The following is a 24,843-nucleotide window of genomic DNA, read 5'->3' as shown; positions in this document are numbered from 1 at the left end:
ACGAGCTCCATCATCTGTGTCTGTGCCATCACCTACAGCGACTACCTCGCCTACTTGAGGCTTTTCTTTAGCCGTGTCGGGCAAATACAGCCCACCGGCGGTCTTTTCTTCAGAGGCGCTCACTTTTACAAATACGCGATCGCCTAACGGTTTTACTGTCGAAACGCTTAGAGATACTGCTGCCATAAAAATTTCTCCAGAGTTAGCACTCTCAACTCCTGAGTGCTAATGTATCTAAAAACAGTCTCATATGGCAACGTTTTCTTTTGTACGGGTTACCGAACTAAGGAATCATGAGTATACTCAAGTAAAAATACTCAATAATTCTTAACTTTCTGGTTTTCTCTTGAAAGTCATGAATATTTGTATATGGACAGATTTATTTGCAAAGCAGTGAAATGTTCAGACAACAGTCATCAGGGATATGTGAAATAATGGGTAACAATAGACTAAGAGAGTTCAGCCGTAAATTCCCAAGAGGCTCGGAATCTGTAAAAAAATCTAGGCCTGAGCCGTTGCCCTGAAAGTTTACGAATCGCAAAAATTCACCGAACAAGTTCTTATATGCAAGAGCCCAGACAATAGCTATATGTCTGGGTATAAAAAGCCAGCCTTGAATCCTGGAAATGCAGCGCATTGTTCGTGTGTGAAGTACAATGTTTTTGTCTAAAAGCTAGACAGAAAGACATTTTGACTTCTTAGTGCGGAAATTGTGAATTCTGTTGTATTTCAAGGAAGCTTATTTTTCGCAAAATAGCCTTTGTGGCCAAATTTCGTGAAATAAAGCTAACTCAACTGCTTGCGAGTTTGTTGTTGAGGACAGATAATGGTAGTCTATTCGGATAATGTTTGGCAAAAGCTAAGCAAATCCGGAAGTTGTTGAAATGGTTATCCAAGAACACTAAATAAACAAAGAAGATGGTGGGAAAATATGCGTTTTTAATCCATCCGCCAGAAAATCCCTAGCTTGTTCTAAATAACGAAATAGAGCCTTAACCTTTGTAGGATATGGAAAGCGGTAAGCTTGGGAAACAGCGGGTTGGCTTGATTGATCCAGGAGCATCTAAAGCCAACAATTATTTGTTAACTTAAAAGATTATTATTTAATCGATGTTTTTTGACCCGCATTTTTCAAAGCGATATATAATAGCGCATTATAGATACTACTGCTCTAAGTATCCTTACTAAACTTTTGCCGTTGGTATCGTGGTTTCTTAGAAGTTATAAATTCTTTATAAGAGCTACACAAAGCAAAGGCAGGTTAAGTGGGAAAAAAGCACAACATCTCAATAATCCACCATAGAGGATAACTATTCAAGACCTTAATGGATAAAAGCGCGACTAGTGCCACTGCTATGAAAGAACCCAGCATGAAAGATCACAAACGACTCCTACTGATTGATGACGACCCCAACCTCATTTTGCTGGTGAAGGATTATTTGGAGTTTCGAGGATATGAAGTCATCACCGCCGAAAATGGTCAAGAAGCACTGGAAATTTTAGAGCAGGATATTCCAGATATGATCATCTGCGACGTGATGATGCCAGAAATGGACGGATATACTTTTGTAGACCAAGTCCGTAAAAATGAACGTACCAGTTGGATTCCTGTTCTGTTCCTCTCAGCCAAGGGACAAAGTGCCGATCGAGTCAAAGGGTTGAATAAAGGCGCTGATGTCTATATGGTCAAGCCTTTTGAACCTGAAGAATTGGTAGCACAAGTAGAATCTTCTCTTAAGCAAACCATTCGGTGGAAAGAACATCAAGCAAAAGGAGGCGAAAACGGTTCCCGTATTCAAGTTCCCTTCGATGTACAATTAACCCCAACAGAACTAAAAGTAGTGCAATTTGTGGCTAGAGGTCTAGCTAACCGCGAAATTGCTGAAGAACTAAATGTCAGTCAACGCACGGTTGAAAGCCATGTGTCTAACATGTTGGGTAAAACCAGTCTCCATAACCGTACCGAACTAGCACGGTGGGCGATTGAAAACCAGATGGCATAGACAGTTTTGCGGTAAAACGCAAATCGTTCTATAAAAGCTTGCTGTGGAGGGAAACCTCCTAGCACGCCATTTCTTGCTGAAGGTTGTTTAATATCTCAGAACAATTGACAATTGCTCACCAACCATCTAGCTCTTCGGTGGTTAATTGATCCTCAATTTCTACGTGGAGTCCATTTAAATAACTTAATACATTTTCAATCTGATAGGCTTTTCCTCGGATTTCCAAGTCAAAGTAGCCTTCTTGAGGGATCTGACTCCCTAGTTGAGCAGCACGAATATTGATTGTGACTTGGTAACGAGAAATTATATTTGAAATAACTGGTTCACCGTGTAAATTCTTCGGAATGTATATTCTGACGCGCTTTTCTGTGCGTCGGTTATCTTTAAAGATAGTGGTAGATGTAACCTGTTCCGTAGAAAGTGCCATAGTAGTTTTATCTTTAGAGCTTTGATTCTAAATACCGGTTTTACACTAGGATTAGTGTATATTATGTTAATTTAACACTGTTAAACACAAAAAGGCAACTTGGTATTAGTTGCCTTTCGTAAACTCAATTATTCTACTAATAGGTAGTGAAGTACCCCAGCTTGCCTTCGGCTGAAGCTGGGGCTTCCCCCAGATCAAGCTAAGTACAAGGACGGTTTTATTCGTCTAACAGGGCTTCCCGCTTCATCCGCCCTGCCTCTGTTGGAACAAGTTCGTACCAAGTACGATGGAGGTCTTACAAGGCGTCCACAGGCAGTAGCGGGCTTCCCTCCGCTAGTCCGACAAGCGAACACTGTTCGGCAGTTAGCTTAACTTCAAGAGTCAGTGGTCAACTGCGTTTCCTGAGCTTTGATGTATATAGCGGCAAGCGTCGTACCGCTACTTTGAAGTTAGCCTTTATGTTCCATGCAATCAGGTGGGTCATCAACCAGTACTATAATAGCATCAAAATAGTACTGGTTGTCAACGATGAAAGCACTAAATATTAGATTTTCTGACAAAGAACATGAAAACTTACAACAAACAAGCAAAAACCTAGAACGCTCAATCAATGATATTGTCAGGGAGGCAGTTAGGCAGTATTTACAAAAATTAGAGGCATCGAACCTCTAATTTTTGTCCCTATCCATCCCCACCGCACGGCGGATGGGGAATTCCGCGAATTTGTTAAAACTCGGCACTTTCCGGTGTGCGTGGGAAGGGAATTACATCTCGGATATTTCCCATTCCAGTCATAAATTGTACAAGTCGCTCAAAACCTAAGCCAAAGCCAGCATGAGGGACAGTACCGTAGCGACGCAAATCCAGATACCACCATAAATCTTCTAACTTCATACCTTGTGCTTGGATACGGCGCTCTAAGACATCTAAACGTTCTTCACGTTGAGAACCACCGATAATTTCACCAATTTTTGGTGCGAGAATATCCATAGCAGCGACGGTTTTTTCATCTTCGTCCAAGCGCATGTAGAATGCCTTGATTTGCGCCGGGTAGTGAGTCACGATGACAGGCTTATGAAACAATTGTTCACAAAGATAGCGTTCGTGTTCTGACTGTAAATCTAAACCCCAGCTTACAGGGTATTCAAACTGAACATCAGCTTTTTCTAAGGCGGCGATCGCTTGCGTGTAAGTTATTCGCTCAAATTCATTGTTGATAATATTCTCTGCCGTTGCCAAAACGGTATTATCTATACGCTGGTTGAAAAATTCCATGTCCTCTGGACAAGTTTCCATCACATGCTTAAAGACATGCTTAAGGAAAGCCTCAGCTAAGTCCATATCTCCTTCGATATCACAAAAAGCCATTTCTGGCTCAACCATCCAAAATTCTGCTAAGTGGCGTGAGGTATTGGAGTTTTCAGCACGGAAAGTGGGACCAAAAGTATAGACGTTGCTAAACGCCATCGCCATGACTTCCGCTTCTAATTGACCACTCACTGTTAAGTATGTTGGTCTAGCGAAAAAATCCTTACTATAGTCTACAGATTTATTTTCTGTACGGGGAACGTTTGTCAAATCTAAACTGGTGACACGAAAAAGTTCTCCTGCTCCTTCACAGTCACTTGCTGTGATGATAGGAGTATGTACCCATAAAAAGCCTTTTTCTTGGAAGAATTGGTGAATAGCATAGGCGCAGGCATTTCTCACACGAAAAACAGCACCAAAGGAATTAGTACGCGATCGCAAATGCCCAATGGTGCGTAAAAACTCAAAAGAATGACGTTTTTTTTGTAGAGGGTAAGTCTCGGGATCAGCTTCCCCGTGGACTTTCACTTCTTTTGCTTTCAATTCGATGCGCTGTCCCTTACCAACAGAAGGTACCAAAATTCCGGCAACTTCCACAGCAGCGCCTGTATTGATTTTTTTCAAAATTTTATCATAATCTGGTAAATCCTGATTGAGTACTACTTGCAAACCAGCCAAGGATGAGCCGTCGTTAACTTCGATAAAAGCAAACTCTTTCAACTCCCGTTTTGTCCGAACCCAGCCTTGAACTATCAGCGACTCATCAGGTTGACCATTTCGCAATATTTCCGCAATCCGTCGATTTACCATATCATGTAGCAATAGACTTTAATACCCAGCCTATGATAACGCCCAATCCACCAAACCGGACTGCTTGCCAAAAAGGTTTTTTCACGCTACTCCAAGAAAACAACTGACTTTCTAAACTAACTTCTAGTAGTTCTAACTGTTGTTTAATTTGCCGTAACTCAGCTTTCATTTCAGGCAAGTGGCTGTGACGTATATTTTTCAGGCGTTGTTGTAGTTCTGTTTGAAGAGACTTGTCCGCCTGTACTTGAGCGTAACGTTCTTTTAATGCAATGAGCGATCGCTCTGCTTCTAATAAATCCTGTGCAAAATCTTGTTCGTGATTTTCGTTTTGGGATGATTCGGACGGTTGTTGAGGGCGGTTCATTGACAAGTAGTAAAATAAGAAGGAGTCAGGAGACAGAATTCAGGAGCCAGAATAAACCAACAACTTCATTCTGGGTTCTGACTCCTGAATTCTGAATTCTTCTTTATAAAAGGAAAACCAATAGTTATGTCTCAGTCAACTCAACCACCTAAAACGAGTCAACTGAATGAGTTTAGCACCCTAGAACTTGCTCAAGCTTTAATGGAGAAGCTGAGCGTTTCTTCTGACGATTGGCATCGCCTTAAGTCTAACCGCAAAGTTCGTGCTCGTGAACAAGCAGCAGCAGCTCTTGTGTTTCTTCTTAAAGATGAACCACAAGAAGCGTTGCAAAGACTCCAGCAAGCAGCTGGTTGGTTAGATAATTCTATTTCTGCACCACCTTGTCCAACTCACGGCGGAAAATAACTAAAAATCAAAAGTAACTAATTTTTAATTAGCGCCGCATAGCGAGTCGAGGTCGAGTTTCTAATTGTTTACAGAGCCTTAACTCTGTGCCTTTCCTATTCCATTCTACTTGATCAAATATTTGATGAAGAATAGATAAACCACGACCGCTTTCTGCCTCTTCGGGAGGTAGATATTCAGCCGGATCGACATCACAAGAGGCTGAAGGAGTAAAGCCTGCGCCTTGGTCTGATATTATCCACCAATATTGATTATCTATTAAGGAAAAACGAACAACGACAGTTTTACTAGGGTCGAGGTTATTGCCGTGTTTGGCTGCATTTACCAAGGCTTCCTGAAGTCCTAGTCGCAGTTCTGATTGCAATTTTCCTGGAATCTCTGCCAGTAGTAAATCTAATATTGGGCAAAGATATAGAGTGGAGGCAAAACTAATTGTACCCCAATTGCGTCCCGCAGGACGAAGCGAAATAGTAATCACAAGAATAACCCCGTAGCCTTCAGAGTTAGCTAGACATGAGTTTGTTGTCACAGGCACCCTGATTAGAACTGAGGTGATCATGTTGCCTTCAAACTTGCGTCTTTGCAACTAAATTTTGAAAATGCTAGGGAGCATTGGCTCTCTATCTTAATATTGGTTTTTCGTGTAAAACGGTGAAGATGAAACCGCCCAAGCAGTTATCAAGTAAAACAAAAATGGTTTGTTTATAGCAAAGAATATTTACATACTCTTTTATGTGCCGCTCTACAATATAAGCAACCGATTTTAAGTGTATGAATAGCCCATAACACTTTGATCTTTGTTCCCAAAATGGATTAGATCTTTAGCTTAACTCGAGTTTAGCATTTTTACTATGAGATCGGCTATAAATTTGAAATTTTAGTTTTGATCAAAAAGTAACTACCTTTCCCTTAATATGACAGCCTAATAAAGGCAACTGTTTCCACATGAGCAGTTTCGGGGAAAAAATCTGCCGGTTGTACGCGTGTGATGGTATATACGCCATTTTGGCAAAGTAATTTTAGGTCACGGGCGAGGGTAGCTGGCTTACAGCTAACGTAAACTATACGAGGTGGCTTGAGACGCAATAATGTTTCGATAACGCTGCGATCGCACCCTTTACGAGGCGGATCCAGCAAAACCACATCTGGTGTCACTTCCAGATGTGGAAGTAATTTCTCGACTGCACCAGCCATAAAATTAACATTATTAATATTATTAATCTGAGCATTAAATCTTGCTTGTTCTACCGCCTCTGGTTGCACTTCTAACCCAGTAGCTTGATAAACTTGTTGTGCCAGAGGCAAAGTTAAGGTTCCAATCCCGCAGTAGGTGTCAACTAATACTTCATTTCCCTGAAAATTGAGTTCAGATTTAATAATTGTTAACAATGCTTCTGCTGTCTCAGTATAAACTTGGAAAAACGTATCTGGGCGCACCTGAAATTCTAATCCAGAAAATTGTTCTCTCAGGTAAGGAATTCCAGCAATACATTGGGTTTGATCCCCAAAAATCGCATTAGTACGAGATGGATTGCGGTTTAAACAAACTCCTACCAAATGGGGGTGGCGCTTTAACCAAAAATCTGCCATGTTTTTAATTCCAGGCAAATTCCAATCCTTCACTACCAAAGTTAGTAACATTTCCCCTGTGCGACGACCAATCCGTAAACTTAGATGACGTAAGAAACCGCTGTGGCGCTGTTCATTATAAATTTCCCACCCCTGCTTTTGAATGTCTTGTTTAACCTCTGCAAGGAGTGGATTTAATCTCGAGTCTTGGACTGGACATTGATTTAAATTAATTAATTGGTGGCTACGTTTTTGGTAATAACCTGCTTGTACTTGTCCCGTTCGAGATACATCTAAGGGATAAGTCGCTTTGTTCCGATAACCCAAAGGCGAAGGAGCCGCCAAAACTCTATCTACTGGTGGTTGCACGAAACCACCAATATGTTGTAAAGCTTGAATAACTTGATTTCGCTTGGCTTCTAACTGGTACTCATAACTAATATGTTGCCACTGACAGCCGCCACATTTATCAGCCACAATGCAACTAGGTTGGACGCGGTAAGGCGAAGATTGTAACAGTTGTGTTAAGTTACCGTGAGCGTATTTAGGTTTAACATATGTTAAGCGCACAACAACGCGATCGCCTGGAACAGTATCAGGTACAAATACCACCCGTTGATCCCAGCGCCCCACCCCATCGCCAGTGTCGCTTAAGTCTGTGATTGTAAGTTCAATTAATTTACCCTGTTGCCAAAGTGTTTGAGTCATTGGTGAAAGATTAGTTGTTAGTTGAGCAGATCTTTTATGACGCCCTTCAATTTCTACGCTACTTCAGTTGAAGAGGAACCTTGAGGGAAAAAGTCTAGGGAGTTTACTAGTGTTCACAAGACTCGTTAAACTAGCAAATAACAAATAATATTTCATGTATTGGAAAATCATGACTGTAGTAAGCCAAGTTATTCTCAAAGCTGACGACGAACTGCGCTATCCTAGCAGTGGCGAGCTCAGCAGTATCAAAGACTTTCTGCAAACCGGCGAACAAAGGGTACGGATTGCCACTACGCTAGCTGAAAATGAAAAAAAGATAGTTCAAGAAGCAACCAAACAACTTTGGCAGAAGCGTCCTGACTTTATTTCGCCTGGCGGTAACGCTTATGGTGAACGTCAGCGTGCTTTGTGTATCCGTGACTTTGGCTGGTACCTGCGCCTCATTACTTACGGTGTACTTGCTGGTGATAAAGGACCAATCGAAAGCATAGGTTTGATTGGTGTACGGGAAATGTACAATTCTCTAGGAGTACCTGTACCTGGAATGGTAGAGGCTATTAGTAGTCTGAAAAAAGCTGCTTTGAACTTACTCGCAGCAGAAGACGCTTCTGAAACAGCACCTTATTTCGATTATATCATTCAAGCAATGTCCTAGTACAAACTAGTGCTTGCTACATACATTTCGATACTTCCCAAAGCCGATTCACTCTAATTTGCTCCATTCTCCCCACATCTGGTAGTGGCTATGGCAGAATTTCTGTCAAGTTACCAACAAGGTGTGGGGAAATTTAATTTATGCAAAAAAGTAGCAAGAATCAACAAGTATTAAAAAAAATACAAAAAAGCCGATAGTCTTTTTCAAGGCTGTCGGCAATTAGTGTGTTCCCTGTTAATGACTCGGCTAGAGTTCAGCTATTAGTGATTCTTCCAATTTGACGGTTATAAGAATAGGATTTAGATCATATATATTTTGTGATTCTTATCACTAATCGAGCATACTTAAATCTATACTACAAAATTTTTTACTAGTATGGCCATCAAATATTTCTAAACTATATAAGAACTCAAACTCTAATTTCCAAAAGACCTGAGTATTTGCAGGTTAATTAAGAGAGAAGCTAGTAAAGGACCAAGGACTTCATATGCGGTATTATCCAATGCTAAATCACTCTACGTATATTTCAAAAATTAATATTGCTTTTGTTCGCAGCAATCCTAAACGAGTTGTAGAACTCGCTAGTTAAGATAAGTAACAGGGAATGGCACTCTTGCTGTAGGGAAGAAGGATGTACAGTTCAGTTGTTTTTTTGACGAAAGTATAGCACTGGTATACCTAAATTAAGACCTAGACTAGCCCTTTTAATAGTGCTATGCTTACGCCATATAGTATCTATATAGTCTTATTAATACTTGGCTAAGATAATCTTACTCAAGATGAATTTTTGCTCATAAGGAATCCTCCTCAAAATCATGAGGGCAGTTAAGAATTTGGCAAATCAAAACTTCAGAATACTCTAGGCACCCAATGTCCTCTAACTGAAGCATGACGACTTTGAAAAAATATGAGTGATGGGAATATGCTGTTCAATTTATATAACCTAGCCAAGAGCCCAGCAAGACAATTTAAACATTGCGGTATGCTTCTTATTTAACCTATTTTCTTTCTTCAGATATTTAAGCAAGATTCCGGATATTTTCCCACCAACTTCTACCAAAATCGAACTATTAATACTTATCTTCTAAGGAGTCAGGAGTCAGGAGTCAGGAGTCAGGAGCCAGAAGTTAGGAGCCATTATTCTCCCCCTGCCTCCCCTGCTTCCCCTGCCTCCCCTGCCTCCCCTGCCTCCCTTGCTCGCTGCCCCCTGCCCCCTACACCCAACACCCTATTTTTTGTAAAATAATGCTCTGTTCCCTTGACACATTAATTTCATGGTTTCCATATCCGAATCTCCCTTTTCCCCAGCAGAGATTGCCTCTGTTGGTTTGAAGCCACAAGAATATGAAGAGATTGTCCGAAGATTAGGGCGTCATCCCAATAAAGCTGAGCTGGGAATGTTCGGGGTAATGTGGTCAGAGCATTGCTGTTATAAGAATTCTCGACCTTTACTAAAACAGTTTCCTACCACAGGCCCTCGAATTCTAGTAGGACCAGGTGAAAATGCGGGTGTTGTAGATTTAGGAGATGGGCTCCAACTTGCGTTTAAGATAGAATCTCACAACCATCCCTCAGCCATCGAACCCCTTCAAGGGGCAGCAACAGGAGTTGGCGGTATTCTTCGAGATATCTTTACAATGGGTGCGCGTCCTATTGCTGTCTTAAACTCTCTGCGCTTTGGTTTATTAGAAGATGCCAAAACCCAACGGCTTTTTAACGGTGTTGTAGCTGGAATAGCTCACTATGGTAATTGCGTTGGTGTGCCTACAGTGGGCGGCGAAGTCTATTTTGACTCCGCCTACTCTGGTAACCCCTTAGTAAACGTCATGGCGCTAGGGTTGATGGAAACCCCAGAAATTGTTAAATCAGGAGCGTCTGGTATAGGAAATCCTGTACTATATGTTGGTTCTACCACGGGACGAGATGGTATGGGAGGCGCAAGTTTTGCTAGCGCAGAACTTAGTGATGAGTCAATTGATGACCGTCCAGCCGTTCAAGTGGGTGATCCATTTTTAGAAAAGTCGTTAATTGAAGCCTGCTTAGAAGCTTTTAAAACAGGCGTTGTTGTCGCAGCACAGGATATGGGCGCTGCCGGTATCACCTGTTCAACATCGGAAATGGCGGCTAAGGGTAATGTAGGAATTGAACTGGATTTAGACAAGATTCCTGTCAGAGAAACAGAAATGGTTCCTTATGAGTATCTGCTTTCTGAATCTCAGGAGCGGATGTTATTTGTTGCTCAAAAGGGACGTGAACAAGAGTTAATTGATATTTTTGAACGTTGGGGACTGCATGCTGTTGTCGCTGGCACCGTCATTACTGAACCGATTGTGCGAATCTTGTTTAAAGGTAAAGTAGCAGCAGAAATCCCAACAGACGCTTTGGCGGAAAATACGCCTTTGTATCACCGAGAAGTTTTACCAGAACCCCCAGAATATGCTCGTAAAGCTTGGGAATGGACACCTGATGTTTTACCTGAAAGCACAATTTCTGGTATCCAAATTCAAGAAAACTTGCACAGTTGGAATGATATTCTGTTGACTTTACTTGATACTCCTACCATTGCTTCTAAACGTTGGGTTTATCGCCAATATGACCATCAAGTGCAGAACAATACTGTTATGCTTCCTGGTGGCGCGGATGCAGCTATTATCCGCTTGCGTTCCCAAGAAAAGGAGGTGCGGGAAAAATCACCTATGCCCCATGCCCCATGCCCCACGCCCCAATCTGGTGTTGCTGCTACAGTTGATTGTAATTCTCGTTACGTTTATCTTGATCCCTATGAGGGAGCTAAGGCAGTAGTGGCAGAAGCAGCTCGTAACCTTAGTTGTGTAGGCGCAGAACCTCTAGCGGTGACAGATAACCTAAATTTTGGTTCCCCCGAAAAACCTATCGGTTATTGGCAATTAGCTGAAGCGTGTCGTGGTTTGGCTGAAGGTTGTCGAGAATTAGCAACACCAGTTACTGGTGGAAATGTGTCACTATACAATGAAACTCTTGATTCTCAGGGCAACCCTCAAGCAATCTACCCTACTCCAGTTGTAGGTATGGTGGGGTTAGTGCCAGATTTAAGCAAGATATGTGGTCAAGCTTGGCAAGCTGAAGATGATATTATCTATCTTTTAGGATCATCTCAATCCAATATCACTTTAGGTGGTTCAGAATATTTAGCCGTTATTCATAGTACTGTTGCAGGAAAACCACCACGAGTAGACTTTGATTTGGAACGTAAAGTCCAGCAAGTTTGTCGTGAAGGAATTCGTCGAGGATTGGTGCGTTCTGCTCACGACTGTGCTGAAGGTGGTTTAGTAGTGGCTTTGGCAGAATGTTGTGTAAATAGTCATTTGGGTGCAGAAATCACCTTAGAAAGCTCAGAATCACGCTGGGATGAAGTGTTATTTGGTGAGGGTGGTCCACGCATTTTAGTTTCTGTGGTGCAAGCACAACAAGAAGTTTGGGAACTATATCTACAGGAGTCTCTTGCTCAAGATTGGCAAAATCTTGGTAAGGTTCGGAATTCCGAAATTGGTTTGCGGGTTTGGTCGTCTGATAATCAAACTGTAATCAACGTTACGATGAAGGAAATCAGCGATCGCTACTCACAGGCAATAGAAAGGCGCTTAAAGAGCCCCACAAGCTAAAGATCATATAATTTTCATCCTCTTGTACTAGTAGGATAGATTTTTAGTTGATTTAAAGTGTTAACAATTAGTTAAGATTTTTTTAACTACCCATTTACATAGTTTAAGAGACTTGACACCGTCATCAGGAGTAAATCTACAATGATTCCCGATTCTCCCGCCATATCAGATAATCACCAGGAGCAGGCTAAAGACGTGATTACAGCAGATGAAACGTCTAGTGACAAGCCTGAAGAAGCTTGTGGTGTTTTTGGCATTTACGCACCTGGAGAAGACGTAGCCAAATTAACTTACTTTGGCTTGTACGCTCTTCAGCATCGGGGTCAAGAATCTGCTGGCATTGCCACATTTGAAGGTACACACGTACATTTATATAAAGATATGGGGTTAGTATCCCAAGTCTTTAGTGAATCAATTTTAAGCACTTTGACTGGTAGTATAGCCGTTGGTCACACTCGTTATTCAACCACAGGTTCCAGCCGCAAAGTAAATGCTCAGCCTGCTCTTGTAGAAACGCGTCTAGGGAAACTCGCTCTAGCACATAATGGAAATTTAGTCAATACCGTACACCTGAGAGAGGAGTTGTTAAAGCAGAAATACAACCTGATAACAACAACTGACTCAGAAATGATTGCTTTTGCTATTGCCCAAGAAATTGATGCAGGTGCAAACTGGATAGAAGGAGCGAGTCAAGCTTTTCAACGTTGCCAAGGAGCCTTTAGCTTGGTCGTTGGTACTCCCTCGGGCGTTATGGGTGTCCGAGATCCTAATGGTATTCGTCCTCTTGTTATCGGGACATTAGGTGAGCATCCAGTCCGTTACGTTCTTGCGTCAGAAACTTGTGGTTTAGACATCATTGGTGCTGAATATCTCCGAGATGTAGAACCAGGTGAATTAGTGTGGATCACAGAAGAAGGTTTGACTTCTTACCAATGGAGTCAAAAGCAGCAGAGAAAGTTGTGTATCTTCGAGATGATTTACTTTGCTCGTCCTGATAGTCTTATGCAAGAAGAAAGTTTGTATAGCTATCGAATGCGTTTAGGACAAAGACTAGCTCAAGAATCTTATACTGAGGCTGATATTGTTTTTGGGGTTCCTGATTCTGGTATTCCTGCTGCTATTGGTTTTTCTCAAAGTTCCGGCGTTCCCTATAGAGAAGGGTTGATAAAAAATCGGTATGTGGGGCGTACCTTTATTCAGCCAACACAAACTATGCGTGAGTCAGGTATACGCATGAAACTCAATCCTTTAAAGGACGTGTTGTATGGGAAACGAGTCGTCATAGTCGATGATTCTATTGTTCGGGGTACGACTAGTCGTAAACTTGTCAAAGCCTTGCGTGAAGCAGGTGCCGTGGAAGTTCACATGCGAATTTCTTCACCCCCAGTAACTCACCCTTGCTTTTATGGTATTGATACTGATAATCAAGATCAGCTGATAGCAGCTACCAAGTCAGTGGAAGAGATTAGCAAGTTATTGGAAGTAGATTCCCTTGCTTATCTAAGTTGGCAAGGGATGCTTGAAGCAACCAGAGAAGATCCTGAAAGCTTTTGTTCTGCTTGCTTCACTGGCGATTATCCCGTTGCCATTCCTGAACAGGTCAAACGTTCTAAGCTAATTTTAGAAAAAGCACCAGTAGTACTGGGGTAGGGCAATGGGCATAGGGCAATGGGCATGGGGCATAGGGTATTAAGGACTGAGATCTACTCGTTTAAGAGTGTCATTTCTGCTCCTCTGCTCCCCTGCTCCCCTGCTCCTCTGCTCCTCTGCTCCCATGCCCTACTGTTGCTGCAAAAATTCAACTTTGGGCAATAATGGATCGGTAACAATGGCGACGCCTTTGAAACTCCAGCGCTTCAGTAAGCCTTTTAGCTGGGAACTCACTAGAGATTCCACACTGAAGCGATTGGCTAATTCTCCTGCATGGGTGTTGAGGTAACTGAGGGCGTCGAATTGTTCGCGAAATAATAATACGTAACCTGAAGCCTCGTCAGGGTTGGGGTGAGCAGCTAGATAATGACCGTCAGTTTTTGAACGAACCAAATAATAAATTTCGGACATAAATGAACCAAAAGAATTCAGAATCCAGAATTCAGGAGTCAGAATAAATTCGGATGGAGATTCAAACTCTCCTACTCATCCACTAGTCACATACAAAATTCATATTGAATTCTGGCTTCTGACTCCTGACTCCTGACTCCTTGTTCAATTAATTCAGACTTTCTAAACTAATCCGAGGATCAGCGGCTTTTAACATTAAGTCTGCAAGCAAATTACCAATAATTAGCATTACTGCGCCCATTGTTAGACTTGCCATAAGTAGATACAGATCTTGTGATTGTACCGCCTGTATAGTTAACCTTGCTAAACCTGGCCAATTGAAGAAAAACTCGGCAATAAAAGCACCGCTTAACAAACCTGCCAACTCAAAACCTAATAAAGTAATCAAAGGATTGATTGCGTTGCGTAGAGCATGAACATAGATCACACGATTTTCTGGTAGTCCTTTAGCACGAGCTGTTTGGATGTAATCTTCACGCAATACATCTAATAACTGACCGCGAGTGAAACGCTGTAACCCAGCAAAACTAGTGATACTTAAAGCGAGCGTTGGTAGAATCATATGCCAGAGAATATCGAGGATCTGACCAAACCACGACAAATCATTGTGGTTAATACTCGTCATACCTCCTACCGGAAACAAAGGTGAAGTGTTTTGGGCGAAAATTAACAGTAATAAGGCAGTGATGAAGCTGGGAAATCCTTGTCCGGCGTAGCTAATGACTTGTAAAATTCGGTCAAAAAACCGGTTTTGCTGTACGGCAGCAACAATTCCTAAAGGAATAGCGATCGCCCAAGTCACAAACAAAGAGGTGATTGCTAAAAGTAACGTGGCTGGCACTCGTTCCCATAAAAGAGACGCCACCGAACGTTGGTAAACAAAACTCGTCCCAAAATCTCCTTTTGTCACGATACGCCATAACCACAGTCCATACTGCTCTTGCCACGAGCGATCAAGACCAAATTGTCGTTTTAGTTCCTCAATTCTTTCTGGCGAAATTTTTGGGTTTTGTCGTAACGTATTTACATAATCTCCAGGAGCAAGTTGAATAATAAGAAAGGATAGTGCTGACGCCAATAACAAAGTTAACAGCGCTTGCAGGAGTCGCTTAGTTATATAAACAAACGTCTCGCTTGTGACAAGCTTAACTAGCCAATCCTTGCCAGACTCTAAAGAAATTTTTGTTGTTGTAGAAGTCATCTAAATTCCTCGCCCGAAACCGGTTCGTAGTTGCACGCCAGTTGCTACAACGCGGGGAACCCGCGCAACGCACTGGCTCACTTTAGTGCACTGAAGTGCAACTACAAACACTTAAAGCGAACCAATCGCTAATATTGTACAAGAGAGATAATCGGCACATCTGGCAGATTTTTACGCCCCTGCAAATCCTGTAGTTCGATAATAAACCCAAATCCGACCAGTTCGCAGCCTATTTTTACTATCAGATCTGCTGTTGCAGTTGCTGTTCCACCTGTTGCGATCAAGTCGTCTACAATTAAAACTCGACTATCCGCCTGCAAAGCATCCTGATGTATTTCCAAACAATCTTTACCATACTCCAATGCATATTCGATGGAGTAAACTGCTCCTGGTAACTTTCCTTTTTTGCGAACAGGGATAAAACCAGCCCCTAACTTATAAGCTAGTAGCGAGCCAAAAATGAAGCCTCGTGATTCCATTCCGACTACGAATTCTGGTCGGAGATCAACACATTTTTCAGCAAATAGGTCCGTAATATAACGGAGTCCTTCTGCGTCTCGTAGTAATGTGGTGATATCTCTGAATAAAATTCCAGGTTTAGGAAAATCTGGAATATCACGAATAAGAGACTTTAAATCCATAGGTGCTGAGTTTAGTTCAAAATCTGAATCAGATCAAGTCCGATTATCGCAGATCAAAATGCTCACCATTGGAAAAGTGGATAGATCCTGAAAAATCGTACACTATAGTGTCGTAACCCCGCACTTAATAAAAAGTAGGACGTTTAGTTCGTCCGTTTAAGCTAAAATCTCTAAAGCTGTTGGCTACAAGCCCGCTTTTTGGTAATACCACTACCAAGTCAGGCGGTTGAAAAACTATCATTTTATTATGCCGAAATTTTTGAGTACCAACAGGAAGTAATGTAGAGGTCAGACACTCGCATTCTACTGCGTCTTCTTCTGTTACTACTCAACTTAAATTAGTTTTATCTAGTCTATTAGAGCTGTATTAAGGTATTTATAATGAATGTCTCTGCTAGTTTAACGCCGTTTAACACTCCAACGCCCGAGTCAGCGCCAATGCTTTTAGAAACTTTACCCGATCCGGCAACTCCGGGACAGGTATGCCCTCGGAAAACCCGCTTACAAGTTGATCTAATTCTATTGGCTATAGAAGCTTTAGAGCTTGGCGGTTCTGAGGCTATCCTGACATTTGCTGAAGAGTTGGACTTAAAAGCAATCATCAAAAATCGGGTAAATTTATGGAGAATGCGTAGTACTAACCCGCTACGACGGGTACACCTACGCCGCCCTTTGTCTATTCCTGAAGCAAAAGCTTTGGTGGTGATTGGTTGCTACATGGCAAGACGCTTAACGGTTGTCATTCGTCAGATGCTCGCAATCTATCAACAAATGAGCGAAAAACAAATTCCACTAGAACAGAATTTGAGATTATCTAATTACTTGGAACGATTTAGAGCACATTTTAGAAGCCGAATGCATTCTCGGCGTGCTAGCGTAGTGGGCTTGGGTTCTGATCAAGAATTAGATGAACTAGCTATAGATTTGTTAGGGAAATTACTATTTTGTACAGGTACAGCTGGCATGCAGCGTTTCTGGATTAGCCTTTTTGACGGTGAAGTAGAATAATGAATATTCAGCGTAAATACAGTCTACCAAATTGCACGCTTCTTTTAGAAGGGTTAAGTGATGCTACAAGAGCAGCGCACTTTCAGGAACTTCGTCCGGAACTATCTATACTGGTAAATGCAGAATTTTACATATCAGGTTATAATCACCCCCTAGCGGGAGGACGGGACTTTTTTGAAAGTCTGGTGAGGGCAGTTAGTGCCTATGCCCAAGAATTCTTGAGTAATGTGCCAAATCCTCAAGCACACAATCAAGAAACCGAGTTAGTGCAATTGCAGAAAATCAACAGCAACCGACACAGATTGGTTGTCAATTCAGATAGCGCACCTCAAGATTCAGAATTTAGTCGGAACTCTACCCGATCATCATCGATTCAAGTCGATTTGAATACTGTGCAGCTATTTGATTTGGTGGAAGCGATAGATCAATTTTTTGCAGACAGCCAAACTCTACCAGAGTTATCACTACAATTACAACCTGTTGGCACACGCTACGGTGGTCCTAATCAAGCCATACTCAAACAAGCACTACCAGCTAGTGTGGGAGTTTCAAGTTTAGCAGTTGCAGCGATCGCCTTCAGTTTTGTTCCAGTTCCTCACACACGTGCACCACAACCAAAGACACAGGAGCAAGGACAAGCTAGCCCTGCAACTAGCAATATCAGTAATTCTACGCCTGCTGCTCTCACCGCCACATCATCTCCTAGCGGTAATGAACGAATTGGTGCTACTCCTGAATTTACTCCTACTTCCGCATTTACTCCTTCTTCAACCCCGACTCAAACACCAATTGCTTCATCTGCTCCCACAGATTTAGAAGCACTGTTACGCAACTCAGTTTCCGAAATTACCGACGCATCACAGTTACGTGCTTTGAATCGTCAAGTTTACAACAAAATAAACTCAGTCTGGAGCAACCGCTTAGGATTAAACGATGAATTAGTGTATCGTTTGGGTGTAGCTGCCGATGGAGCAGTAGTGGGTTATAAAGCAGTGAACACACAAGCAAACGACGCTGTTAAGAACACTCCTCTACCCAATCTACTTTATAATCCTGCTAGCCGTAGTTCCATTCCCAATGAACCAATTGCTCAATTTAGAGTAGTTTTTACCAAAAAAGGTGTGCTGGAAGTTAGCCCTTGGCGAGGATACACCAGAACACCAGATGTCGTTGGTTCAAAAATCACAGACGCAAACACGATTAAGAATTTAAATCAAAACCTTTCTAATGTCTTGCGTCAAAATTGGGGTAACGCTCGCAGCTTTGAACGAGATTTAAAATACCGGGTAGCAGTCAACAAAGACGGTATAATTGCAGACTACGAGCCACTCAACCAAGTTGCCTTTGACTATTTCCGGGAAACACCTCTTCCTAAGATGTTTCAATCGGTTTACGGCTCGAATGTAGCCGCACCAAATAACAAAGAAGCTCTCGCCCACTTCCAAGTAGTATTTAAGCCAAATGGAACTCTCGAAGTAAATCCTTGGCAGGGATATAAGTAAGAGGGAGCTCTTAGCAGGGAGCAGGGAGCAGGGGAGCATGGGAGCATGGGAAGAATTAAACCAAGTACCCAATCCCCAATCCCCAATCCCCAATCCCCAATCCCCAATCCCCAATCCCCTATTTAGCAATCTTCCCCATATAACTTCCCCATAATTCGGCAGCTTGGGCGCTACTGCCAGTTGTAGGGGAATTGTTATCATTACCTAGCCAAATACCGGTTACTAATCTTCGAGTGGGAATAAAGCCGATAAACCACAAGTCAACGTTGTTATTAGTTGTACCAGTTTTACCGGCTTCTCCTTCTCCAATAGCAGCGCTGCGACCAGTACCATTTGTGATTACCCCACGTAGTAAGCTAGTCATAGTGTCGGCTACGTCAGTTTTGAGCACTCGCTTATTAGCTCCAGCATCTTGGTCGAAAGAGTAGATAACACGACAAGTCTTTAAATCATTACGATCGCGGCAATCGCTGCTGTCGAGAATTCGACTAATGGCATGGGGACGATTCCATATACCTTTGTTACTAACAGATCCAAAAGCACCAGTCATTTCCAAAACATTTACAACACTTTGACCAATTACCAAACCAGGAACTTCTTGTAGAGGGGACTTTATCCCCAAACGCTTTGCCATTGCTGCAACTCTATCAAGCCCTATTTGCTTAGCAACACGGAAAGCAATAGGGTTTTCTGACAGTGCAAGTCCTGTAGCAATACTTAAATCGCTTGCTCCTGTACGACAGGGTTTGTAAGTAAAGCCTTGCCATTTCAAAGAATCACAGGAATATGTCGTTTCTGGCGAAATCCCTGCTTCCATAGCAGCAGTGTAAGTAAAAAGTTTGAAGGTTGAACCAGGTTGTCTTTGGGCTTGGACAGCCCTATTGAACTGGCTAGTTTTATAATCCAACCCACCCACCATAGCAAGAATACCACCAGTACTCGAGTCAAGAGTCACAACTGCCCCAGAAGAAAATTTATAATTTTTTCCCTCCTGTTTAACTTGACGGCGTAAGGCTTCTTCTGCCTCTGCTTGCATGGTTTTATCTAGCTGAGTTTCAATAATAAAATTGCCTTCTTGTGCTAAATCCTTTCCCAAAAGCGACTCAAGTTCGGTAAAAACGTAACTGTAAAAATAAGGAGCAATAGTTTTTGCTTGCTGTTCGCAAACTTTACGACTGATATCGATGGGCGATCGCCTAGCACGGTTGTACTGATCTTGTTTAATTTTGCCCATCTCCAACATCCGCCGCAAAACCCGATTGCGGTATTCAATTGTTTTTAGTTTGTTCTGGTGATCTCCACCACAAAAATCGAAGTTGTTAGGAGCAGGTAAAATTGCCACTAACGTTGCCGCTTGAGCCAGAGTTAAATCCTTGGCTGGGGTATTAAAGTAATACCTAGAAGCATCTTCAAACCCATAGGTATCTGCTCCAATAAATACACGATTTAAGTAAGTCAGCAAGATCTCATCTTTGCTGTAAAAAGTTTCTAATTTCAAAGCAACAACTGCTTCTCGAAACTTACGACCTAGAGAGTCTTGTCTACCTACATAATCACGGAATAAACTGCGGGCAACTTGCTGCGTGACAGTACTAGCACCTTGTTGAACATCGCCACTCTTAGTATTGATCAACACTGCTCGTAAAACTCCTAGAGGATCAACACCAAAGTGCCAGTAATAACGACTGTCCTCTGAAGCAATCACTGCTGCTGGTAAAAACGGTCCAAAGTCTTGTAGTCGTTTCTTATCCTCGTGGGTAGTGGTTCTAGGTTCTCGTAACGGCGTCACCCCGTCACGCGCATAAACAACAACTGGAGAACGCTTTGCTTCAGGTAAAGGTCTAACTGAGAATCGTGTTGATTCAACGCCAATCGCTAATGCTATCAAGGCAACAACACCACCAACACCATAAGCTGCCCAGGTACCTACTTTAACGTACGCTGGTGGTGGGTCTACGTATTGAAGTCGTACCGAAGCTGCAAGTTCTGGTGGTCCGAGGGTAAAAACGTCGCCATGACGTAATTCTAAGGAATGGACACGCCGCTTACCACGATAAATACCATTGGTTGAGTTTTCATCTTTGATGAAAAAAACGGGTTTTCGTTGAGTCGAATCCCGTGATAGTGACAAATGAACCTGGCTGACAACTGGATTGCGAACAACGATGTCACAAGATTTGGAACTGCGACCTAATATGTAGCGATCGCCCAACAGCGGATAGACCTCTGCCTTATCTGCCCCTGCATCCTGTACCCATAATTCTGGAACTCTGGCATTAGGTTTGAGCGCCAGCTTAGAAAAATCAACCCTAGCTTGGATTGTGTGTACTGCTTGCGTGAACTGACCAAGCAAAGTCTGTGGCTTTTGAGGAGGTTGAGGGGAACTCATCGGCTATTCACACCACGGTGATTACTGAATAATTGGGCGAACTGCTTTCCGACAGATGCTAATCTTCCACCATTGTACTTATAAGCTTTGAACAAGAATGCAAAATTGAGAATGCAATCTGCGAGGAACTACAACCATAAAACCGCTAGGAAGGTTAACAACACTACGAAGGCGCTTTCACCAGAATACGGTAAGAGGTCTACAAAAGTTCCCTAGGAGCTTGTGAGTCCTAAGTTGTGGTATTAGCGAGTACGGATTGTTCCCCATTCTAGCCGAGGACTAATTATTATATCTAGGAGTCTTAATTTTGTACGTTCTCATTCTTTGTACAATTCTTATTATTTTGATATAAAATTAAGAATTAACATTTGAAGCATTCACAGCAATAAAATGCTTTAATGTGAAAATACATCTTCATTTGGGAAGATTTTCTAACAACTCTTGTCTGATTTAATGGGCGGAGTACTTCGTTGAGGTGTTGAGGTCACGTAAACATGAAGGGAAAATATTTGAGCCTGATCGGCACAGCCCTAACTCTGGCACTAACAAGTAAGGTTGCTGTTGCCCAAGCAAGTAAGAAGGTCAGCATCCAACCGATAAAAGATTCCAATAGCCAGCTTATTAGTCAAGCTGGTGCTTCTGATAAAAAGCCAGCAGCAGAACGTAAGCTGAGACCTGACGTATTGAAAATTTTGTGTCAAGACTTTCCACAAAATTCTCGCTGTCAAGGTGCTACAGCAGAAAACTCAAGTGGTAGCACATCACAATCTAAACCTGATAAGAAAAAAACTGATACTACACCAGGCACAGCAACACCGGGTACAGCGCCATCAGATACAGGCACTCCTGGTAGCACCACAGGTACTCCTCCAGAGTCCGCTCCATTAAACCCACCACCTAGCACAGGTACTCCTGACAACACTAACCCTTCAGGAACACCAGGTGGTGGTACTCAAGTAACCCCGCCTGGTTCTGGTACTACACCAGATACAGGCGCTCCTGGTAGTGGCACAGGTACCCCTGATAATACCAACCCTTCAGGAACACCAGGCGGTAGTAATCAAGTAACCCCACCTGGTTCTGGTACTACACCCGGTACAGCGCCATCAGATACAGGTACTCCTGGTAGTGGAACTGGAACTCCCCGATAGAATGAACGACCCCAGACTCGCTTTAGCTAAATCTGGGGTTTTTGGTGGAATAGTTTTTTATCGACCCCCCATTCAACGCCTATGAGTTGAATGGGGGGTTTTTTGGAATGTAGAAATTAGCAAGCAAACGATACCAATATTAATAAATGCATCTGCTAGGTTAAATACAGCAAAATTAATTAATCGAAAATCGAGAAAATCAACAACGTAGCCTAAGACAAAGCGATCTATCCCATTACCAATAGCTCCACCTAAAATTAAGCCATAACCCAATTGATCCCAGCGATTTAAAACTGGGCCGAATAACGCCAGTGCTATTAATATTAAACTTACTCCTAAAGATAACCAGCGCAGCCACTCTACTTTTCCTGATAGCAAGCTAAAAGCTGCACCTGTGTTCGTGACATAAGTTAGGTGAAAAACCCCTGAAATCAATGGTTTTGTTTGTCCTAGATGAAAGGTTTGCACAACCCAATATTTCGTCAGGCGATCTAAAACGATAGCGATTAAAGCACCTAACCAGAAGAGGCGATTTTTTAAATGCATAAATAATTGTTACCAACAGAACTCAGGAGTCAGGAGTCAGGAGTCAGAATACACTACCCACATTATCAGTGAGCAGTTATCACTTGAACACTGATGACTGGTAACTGATAACTGAATTCAAGCCCTATCCTAGAAACGAGTAGATGAGGTTTTAAACCAATAATCATTCTGAACGCCAGATGCTACAAGTGGGCACAGCCGCCCAACGCACTGGCTCCTCCTGAATTCTCTCTCCTGACTCCTGTTCAATAAAACATGAGATGTCTTAGCACGTATGCTATTACACTAACAGCACAAAGTACAGCTAGTTGCCCTGGTAGCGCGAGCCAGGAATATTTGATAATTGCTTGCATTAAGGGGATCGTTTCTGTACCTTTCCACTGAAAAAAATAACTTAGCATTAAGTAAGTAATACCACAGCTATGGACGGTTAACAAACCACAAAAACCGCTAAACGCTAAAGTTTCGAGTTTTGGTCTAGCTTTAAAGGCAAAAAAACCACAAATCCATGCACCAGGAACGAAGCCTAACAAGTAGCCAAATTGGGAAAGCTTGATATAACCTACACCTCCGCCATCAGCAAATACGGGTAACAAGGTTAAACCCATAACTAAGTAGGCAATTTGTGAGAGTGCACCTGCACTTTTGCCACCTAAACAGCCAACTAGCAGCACCGCGCCAATTTGATAGGTGACACCTAGTGACAAAGTATGAATTCCAAGCTTACTCCAACTCCAAGGCAAGGTGGTGATATAGGCTTCTAAGAAGGTTCCACCCATAGTTAGCAGTAAGCCAATCATAGACCATAGTAATTGATTGGATGCGGCTAACATTTACAATGATAGTTCTACCATATTGAAGTGCTGAATTCTATTTGTTAGAGAGAATCCCAATTTTTTAAATTCTAGTGTAGGCATTTTTGCTGTGTTATGAGAACTCCGCAAAGTGTTCCCACTATTAAATTCGGTATGCTCGCATTTTTCTATTTTTAACCAATTAAAGTAATTAAGCACAGATCCGTTTTTGCCGATCTTTTCAATACACATGTACTACATGTATAATAGATATCACAAATTCACTGAGGGACTATATTTTTTGTCGCTACCATAAAAAATTTAATTTTCTGTAATTTTAAGCTAAGAAAAGACTCTTAGTAAGACGATGTTAACCTTCCCTTTACTATTAAGTTGTATAGTATATACGCTTAGCTGGAGAACTACCAAAAATTCATAATCATGTTTTTTCGTTCGTCTGTAACTAATTCTGCTCAATTAACAAGAGCAATTTCCGTACTTGCACTTAGTCTTAGTTTGGCTGCTTGTGGTGGCGGGCAAACTGGGAATAATGCCAGTACTAGCGCTCCAGAAGGATCTTCTAGTCCTGCTACTAATACGACAACTTCTAGTGAAGGAAAACTAGACCTTGGTGGAAACGTAGCTTTAACTGGTGCAGGTGCTTCTTTCCCAGCACCTTTATACCAAACTTGGTTCCAAGGTTTAAACAAGAAATATCCTAGTCTCCGAGTTAACTACCAGTCAGTTGGTAGTGGTGCCGGTGTTCAGCAGTTTACCGCAGGCACTGTAGACTTTGGAGCCAGCGACGTTGCTATGAAAGATGATGAAATCCAGAAGGTGCAACGAGGTGTCATCCTATTGCCAATGACTGCTGGTTCGATTGTGTTGTCTTACAACCTGCCTAGCGTTCAGCAAGAGATCAAGTTACCACGAGACGTTTATACAAACATCTTCCTAGGCAACATCAAATCTTGGAACGACCCCAAAATTACTGCTGCAAACCCTGGCGTTAACCTTCCTAACCAACCAATCACAGTTGTTCATCGTTCTGACGGTAGTGGTACTACGGGTGTTTTTACAGCACACCTTTCAGCTATTAATCCACAGTGGAAAACTAAAGTAGGTAGTGGTAAAACCGTTAACTGGCCTGCAGGTGTTGGTGCTAAAGGTAACGAAGGTGTAACCGCCCAAATTGCCCAAACTCAAGGCTCGATTGGGTACGTAGAGTACGGCTACGCCAAGCAAAATAATCTCAAGTTTGCTGCTTTACAAAATAAAGCAGGTAAATTCGTCTCAGCAAGTCAGGAATCAGCTTCCAAAACTCTCGAATCTGTAACTCTGCCAGCAAATCTCCGAGCTTTCATCACAGACCCCGAAGGAGAAGGATCATATCCGATTGTTACATATACTTGGCTTCTAGTTTACAAGCAATATCCTGATAAAGCAAAAGCTAAGGCAATTGAAGCAATGATTGAGTACGGCTTAACTGAAGGTCAAAAAGTAAGCTCACAACTAGGCTACGTTCCTCTACCCCAAAACGTAATTACAAAAGTTGCAACTGCGGCAGATGCAATCAGCCCAGAGTATAAAATCTCCGTAGGTGGCAATAGCGGTGCTAGCGCAAGCAATACCACTAAGTAATTGTTAAGACTAGTAACCA

Annotated in this window: 22 protein-coding genes; 10 read left to right on the top strand and 12 right to left on the bottom strand. The window is 42.2% G+C overall.

Features of this window, described 5'->3' with window-relative positions:
* On the bottom strand, nt 1–186 hold a 186-nt coding region (locus G4P69_RS22470), incomplete at its 3' end, for a co-chaperone GroES (protein WP_208351286.1).
* Nucleotides 187–1,325: 1,139 nt separating this feature from the next.
* On the opposite strand from G4P69_RS22470, the gene G4P69_RS22465 reads away from it, so the two are divergent.
* Complete coding sequence (locus G4P69_RS22465; RefSeq protein WP_208343142.1) at nt 1,326–2,003, top strand: response regulator transcription factor; 678 nt, start codon at nt 1,326–1,328, stop codon at nt 2,001–2,003.
* A gap of 115 nt (nt 2,004–2,118) precedes the next feature.
* Here G4P69_RS22465 and G4P69_RS22460 read toward each other — a convergent pair whose 3' ends face one another.
* Entirely contained in the window at nt 2,119–2,430 is a 312-nt protein-coding gene (locus G4P69_RS22460; protein ID WP_208343145.1) for an NIL domain-containing protein, read from the bottom strand.
* A 528-nt stretch (nt 2,431–2,958) separates the two neighbouring features.
* Between G4P69_RS22460 and G4P69_RS40490 the strand changes: the two genes are divergently transcribed.
* Nucleotides 2,959–3,102, top strand: a complete 144-nt coding sequence (locus G4P69_RS40490) for a ribbon-helix-helix protein, CopG family (protein ID WP_208343153.1) — start codon at nt 2,959–2,961, stop codon at nt 3,100–3,102.
* A gap of 54 nt (nt 3,103–3,156) precedes the next feature.
* On the opposite strand, the gene asnS is transcribed toward G4P69_RS40490, so the two are convergent.
* Both asnS and G4P69_RS22445 read right to left on the bottom strand, forming a co-directional pair.
* Nucleotides 3,157–4,548 carry an asparagine--tRNA ligase gene (gene asnS, locus G4P69_RS22450; protein ID WP_208343156.1) on the bottom strand — a complete coding sequence of 464 codons (1,392 nt, stop codon included), beginning with the start codon at nt 4,546–4,548 and terminating at the stop codon, nt 3,157–3,159.
* Nucleotide 4,549: 1 nt separating this feature from the next.
* On the bottom strand, nt 4,550–4,912 hold the full coding sequence (locus G4P69_RS22445; protein WP_208351283.1) for a hypothetical protein: 363 nt from the start codon (nt 4,910–4,912) through the stop codon (nt 4,550–4,552).
* A 126-nt stretch (nt 4,913–5,038) separates the two neighbouring features.
* Here G4P69_RS22445 and G4P69_RS22440 point away from each other — a divergent pair, with 126 nt between their 5' ends.
* Entirely contained in the window at nt 5,039–5,317 is a 279-nt protein-coding gene (locus tag G4P69_RS22440; protein WP_208344372.1) for a DUF6439 family protein, read from the top strand.
* 28 nt (nt 5,318–5,345) lie between these two features.
* Here the strand turns inward: G4P69_RS22440 and G4P69_RS22435 are convergent, their stop codons facing one another.
* Together G4P69_RS22435 and rlmD are read right to left on the bottom strand one after the other, a co-directional pair.
* A complete protein-coding gene (locus G4P69_RS22435; RefSeq protein WP_208344373.1) occupies nt 5,346–5,795 on the bottom strand; it encodes an ATP-binding protein in 450 nt (149 codons plus the stop codon).
* A gap of 431 nt (nt 5,796–6,226) precedes the next feature.
* Nucleotides 6,227–7,594: a 23S rRNA (uracil(1939)-C(5))-methyltransferase RlmD gene (gene rlmD / locus G4P69_RS22430; protein ID WP_208344371.1), complete on the bottom strand. Its 1,368-nt coding sequence runs from the start codon at nt 7,592–7,594 to the stop codon at nt 6,227–6,229.
* A gap of 169 nt (nt 7,595–7,763) precedes the next feature.
* On the opposite strand from rlmD, the gene G4P69_RS22425 reads away from it, so the two are divergent.
* The 3 genes from G4P69_RS22425 (at nt 7,764) to purF (ending at nt 13,540) form a co-directional block, all read left to right on the top strand.
* A complete protein-coding gene (locus tag G4P69_RS22425) occupies nt 7,764–8,249 on the top strand; it encodes an allophycocyanin subunit alpha-B (protein ID WP_208344370.1) in 486 nt (161 codons plus the stop codon).
* A gap of 1,274 nt (nt 8,250–9,523) precedes the next feature.
* Nucleotides 9,524–11,890, top strand: a complete 2,367-nt coding sequence (gene purL, locus G4P69_RS22420) for a phosphoribosylformylglycinamidine synthase subunit PurL (protein WP_208344369.1) — start codon at nt 9,524–9,526, stop codon at nt 11,888–11,890.
* A 141-nt stretch (nt 11,891–12,031) separates the two neighbouring features.
* Nucleotides 12,032–13,540 (top strand): amidophosphoribosyltransferase, encoded by a 1,509-nt coding sequence (purF, locus tag G4P69_RS22415; protein WP_208344368.1) that lies wholly within the window; start codon nt 12,032–12,034, stop codon nt 13,538–13,540.
* Between the two features lie 129 nt (nt 13,541–13,669).
* Here the strand turns inward: purF and G4P69_RS22410 are convergent, their stop codons facing one another.
* The 3 genes from G4P69_RS22410 to G4P69_RS22400 form a co-directional block, all read right to left on the bottom strand.
* On the bottom strand, nt 13,670–13,951 hold the full coding sequence (locus tag G4P69_RS22410) for a hypothetical protein (protein WP_208344367.1): 282 nt from the start codon (nt 13,949–13,951) through the stop codon (nt 13,670–13,672).
* 148 nt (nt 13,952–14,099) lie between these two features.
* A complete protein-coding gene (locus G4P69_RS22405; RefSeq protein WP_208344366.1) occupies nt 14,100–15,152 on the bottom strand; it encodes an ABC transporter permease in 1,053 nt (350 codons plus the stop codon).
* 128 nt (nt 15,153–15,280) lie between these two features.
* Nucleotides 15,281–15,793: an adenine phosphoribosyltransferase gene (locus G4P69_RS22400; RefSeq protein ID WP_208344365.1), complete on the bottom strand. Its 513-nt coding sequence runs from the start codon at nt 15,791–15,793 to the stop codon at nt 15,281–15,283.
* 381 nt (nt 15,794–16,174) lie between these two features.
* Between G4P69_RS22400 and G4P69_RS22395 the strand changes: the two genes are divergently transcribed.
* Nucleotides 16,175–16,801: a DUF3038 domain-containing protein gene (locus G4P69_RS22395; RefSeq protein WP_208344364.1), complete on the top strand. Its 627-nt coding sequence runs from the start codon at nt 16,175–16,177 to the stop codon at nt 16,799–16,801.
* On the top strand, nt 16,801–18,303 hold the full coding sequence (locus G4P69_RS22390; protein ID WP_208344363.1) for a DUF4335 domain-containing protein: 1,503 nt from the start codon (nt 16,801–16,803) through the stop codon (nt 18,301–18,303). The genes G4P69_RS22395 and G4P69_RS22390 overlap by 1 nt, the downstream gene beginning before the upstream one ends.
* Nucleotides 18,304–18,421: 118 nt before the next feature.
* Here G4P69_RS22390 and G4P69_RS22385 read toward each other — a convergent pair whose 3' ends face one another.
* Nucleotides 18,422–20,692, bottom strand: coding sequence for a transglycosylase domain-containing protein (locus tag G4P69_RS22385; RefSeq protein ID WP_208344362.1), 2,271 nt, complete (start codon nt 20,690–20,692; stop codon nt 18,422–18,424).
* A gap of 494 nt (nt 20,693–21,186) precedes the next feature.
* On the opposite strand from G4P69_RS22385, the gene G4P69_RS22380 reads away from it, so the two are divergent.
* Complete coding sequence (locus G4P69_RS22380) at nt 21,187–21,843, top strand: hypothetical protein (RefSeq protein WP_208345674.1); 657 nt, start codon at nt 21,187–21,189, stop codon at nt 21,841–21,843.
* Between the two features lie 72 nt (nt 21,844–21,915).
* On the opposite strand, the gene lspA is transcribed toward G4P69_RS22380, so the two are convergent.
* Together lspA and G4P69_RS22370 are read right to left on the bottom strand one after the other, a co-directional pair.
* Nucleotides 21,916–22,389 (bottom strand): signal peptidase II, encoded by a 474-nt coding sequence (gene lspA / locus G4P69_RS22375; protein WP_208345676.1) that lies wholly within the window; start codon nt 22,387–22,389, stop codon nt 21,916–21,918.
* Nucleotides 22,390–22,634: 245 nt separating this feature from the next.
* Nucleotides 22,635–23,222 (bottom strand): biotin transporter BioY, encoded by a 588-nt coding sequence (locus tag G4P69_RS22370; protein WP_208345677.1) that lies wholly within the window; start codon nt 23,220–23,222, stop codon nt 22,635–22,637.
* Between the two features lie 402 nt (nt 23,223–23,624).
* Between G4P69_RS22370 and pstS the strand changes: the two genes are divergently transcribed.
* Nucleotides 23,625–24,824, top strand: coding sequence for a phosphate ABC transporter substrate-binding protein PstS (pstS, locus tag G4P69_RS22365; RefSeq protein WP_208351274.1), 1,200 nt, complete (start codon nt 23,625–23,627; stop codon nt 24,822–24,824).
* Nucleotides 24,825–24,843 lie beyond the last annotated feature (19 nt).

This window comes from Aetokthonos hydrillicola CCALA 1050, assembly GCF_017591665.1.
Taxonomy (GTDB): domain Bacteria; phylum Cyanobacteriota; class Cyanobacteriia; order Cyanobacteriales; family Nostocaceae; genus Aetokthonos; species Aetokthonos hydrillicola.
Note: the sequence above shows the minus strand (reverse complement) of the source record. Positions and strands in the feature narration are given on the sequence as shown.

What these genes read in the sequence shown, in the direction of transcription:
- G4P69_RS22465 (WP_208343142.1), top strand. Translation starts at nt 1,326, where the DNA reads ATGGATAAAAGCGCGACTAGTGCCACTGCTATGAAAGAACCCAGCATG.
- G4P69_RS22460 (WP_208343145.1), bottom strand. Translation starts at nt 2,430, where the DNA reads ATGGCACTTTCTACGGAACAGGTTACATCTACCACTATCTTTAAAGAT.
- G4P69_RS40490 (WP_208343153.1), top strand. Translation starts at nt 2,959, where the DNA reads ATGAAAGCACTAAATATTAGATTTTCTGACAAAGAACATGAAAACTTA.
- asnS (WP_208343156.1), bottom strand. Translation starts at nt 4,548, where the DNA reads ATGGTAAATCGACGGATTGCGGAAATATTGCGAAATGGTCAACCTGAT.
- G4P69_RS22445 (WP_208351283.1), bottom strand. Translation starts at nt 4,912, where the DNA reads ATGAACCGCCCTCAACAACCGTCCGAATCATCCCAAAACGAAAATCAC.
- G4P69_RS22440 (WP_208344372.1), top strand. Translation starts at nt 5,039, where the DNA reads ATGTCTCAGTCAACTCAACCACCTAAAACGAGTCAACTGAATGAGTTT.
- rlmD (WP_208344371.1), bottom strand. Translation starts at nt 7,594, where the DNA reads ATGACTCAAACACTTTGGCAACAGGGTAAATTAATTGAACTTACAATC.
- G4P69_RS22425 (WP_208344370.1), top strand. Translation starts at nt 7,764, where the DNA reads ATGACTGTAGTAAGCCAAGTTATTCTCAAAGCTGACGACGAACTGCGC.
- purL (WP_208344369.1), top strand. Translation starts at nt 9,524, where the DNA reads ATGGTTTCCATATCCGAATCTCCCTTTTCCCCAGCAGAGATTGCCTCT.
- purF (WP_208344368.1), top strand. Translation starts at nt 12,032, where the DNA reads ATGATTCCCGATTCTCCCGCCATATCAGATAATCACCAGGAGCAGGCT.
- G4P69_RS22410 (WP_208344367.1), bottom strand. Translation starts at nt 13,951, where the DNA reads ATGTCCGAAATTTATTATTTGGTTCGTTCAAAAACTGACGGTCATTAT.
- G4P69_RS22405 (WP_208344366.1), bottom strand. Translation starts at nt 15,152, where the DNA reads ATGACTTCTACAACAACAAAAATTTCTTTAGAGTCTGGCAAGGATTGG.
- G4P69_RS22400 (WP_208344365.1), bottom strand. Translation starts at nt 15,793, where the DNA reads ATGGATTTAAAGTCTCTTATTCGTGATATTCCAGATTTTCCTAAACCT.
- G4P69_RS22395 (WP_208344364.1), top strand. Translation starts at nt 16,175, where the DNA reads ATGAATGTCTCTGCTAGTTTAACGCCGTTTAACACTCCAACGCCCGAG.
- G4P69_RS22390 (WP_208344363.1), top strand. Translation starts at nt 16,801, where the DNA reads ATGAATATTCAGCGTAAATACAGTCTACCAAATTGCACGCTTCTTTTA.
- G4P69_RS22385 (WP_208344362.1), bottom strand. Translation starts at nt 20,692, where the DNA reads ATGAGTTCCCCTCAACCTCCTCAAAAGCCACAGACTTTGCTTGGTCAG.
- G4P69_RS22380 (WP_208345674.1), top strand. Translation starts at nt 21,187, where the DNA reads ATGAAGGGAAAATATTTGAGCCTGATCGGCACAGCCCTAACTCTGGCA.
- lspA (WP_208345676.1), bottom strand. Translation starts at nt 22,389, where the DNA reads ATGCATTTAAAAAATCGCCTCTTCTGGTTAGGTGCTTTAATCGCTATC.
- G4P69_RS22370 (WP_208345677.1), bottom strand. Translation starts at nt 23,222, where the DNA reads ATGTTAGCCGCATCCAATCAATTACTATGGTCTATGATTGGCTTACTG.
- pstS (WP_208351274.1), top strand. Translation starts at nt 23,625, where the DNA reads ATGTTTTTTCGTTCGTCTGTAACTAATTCTGCTCAATTAACAAGAGCA.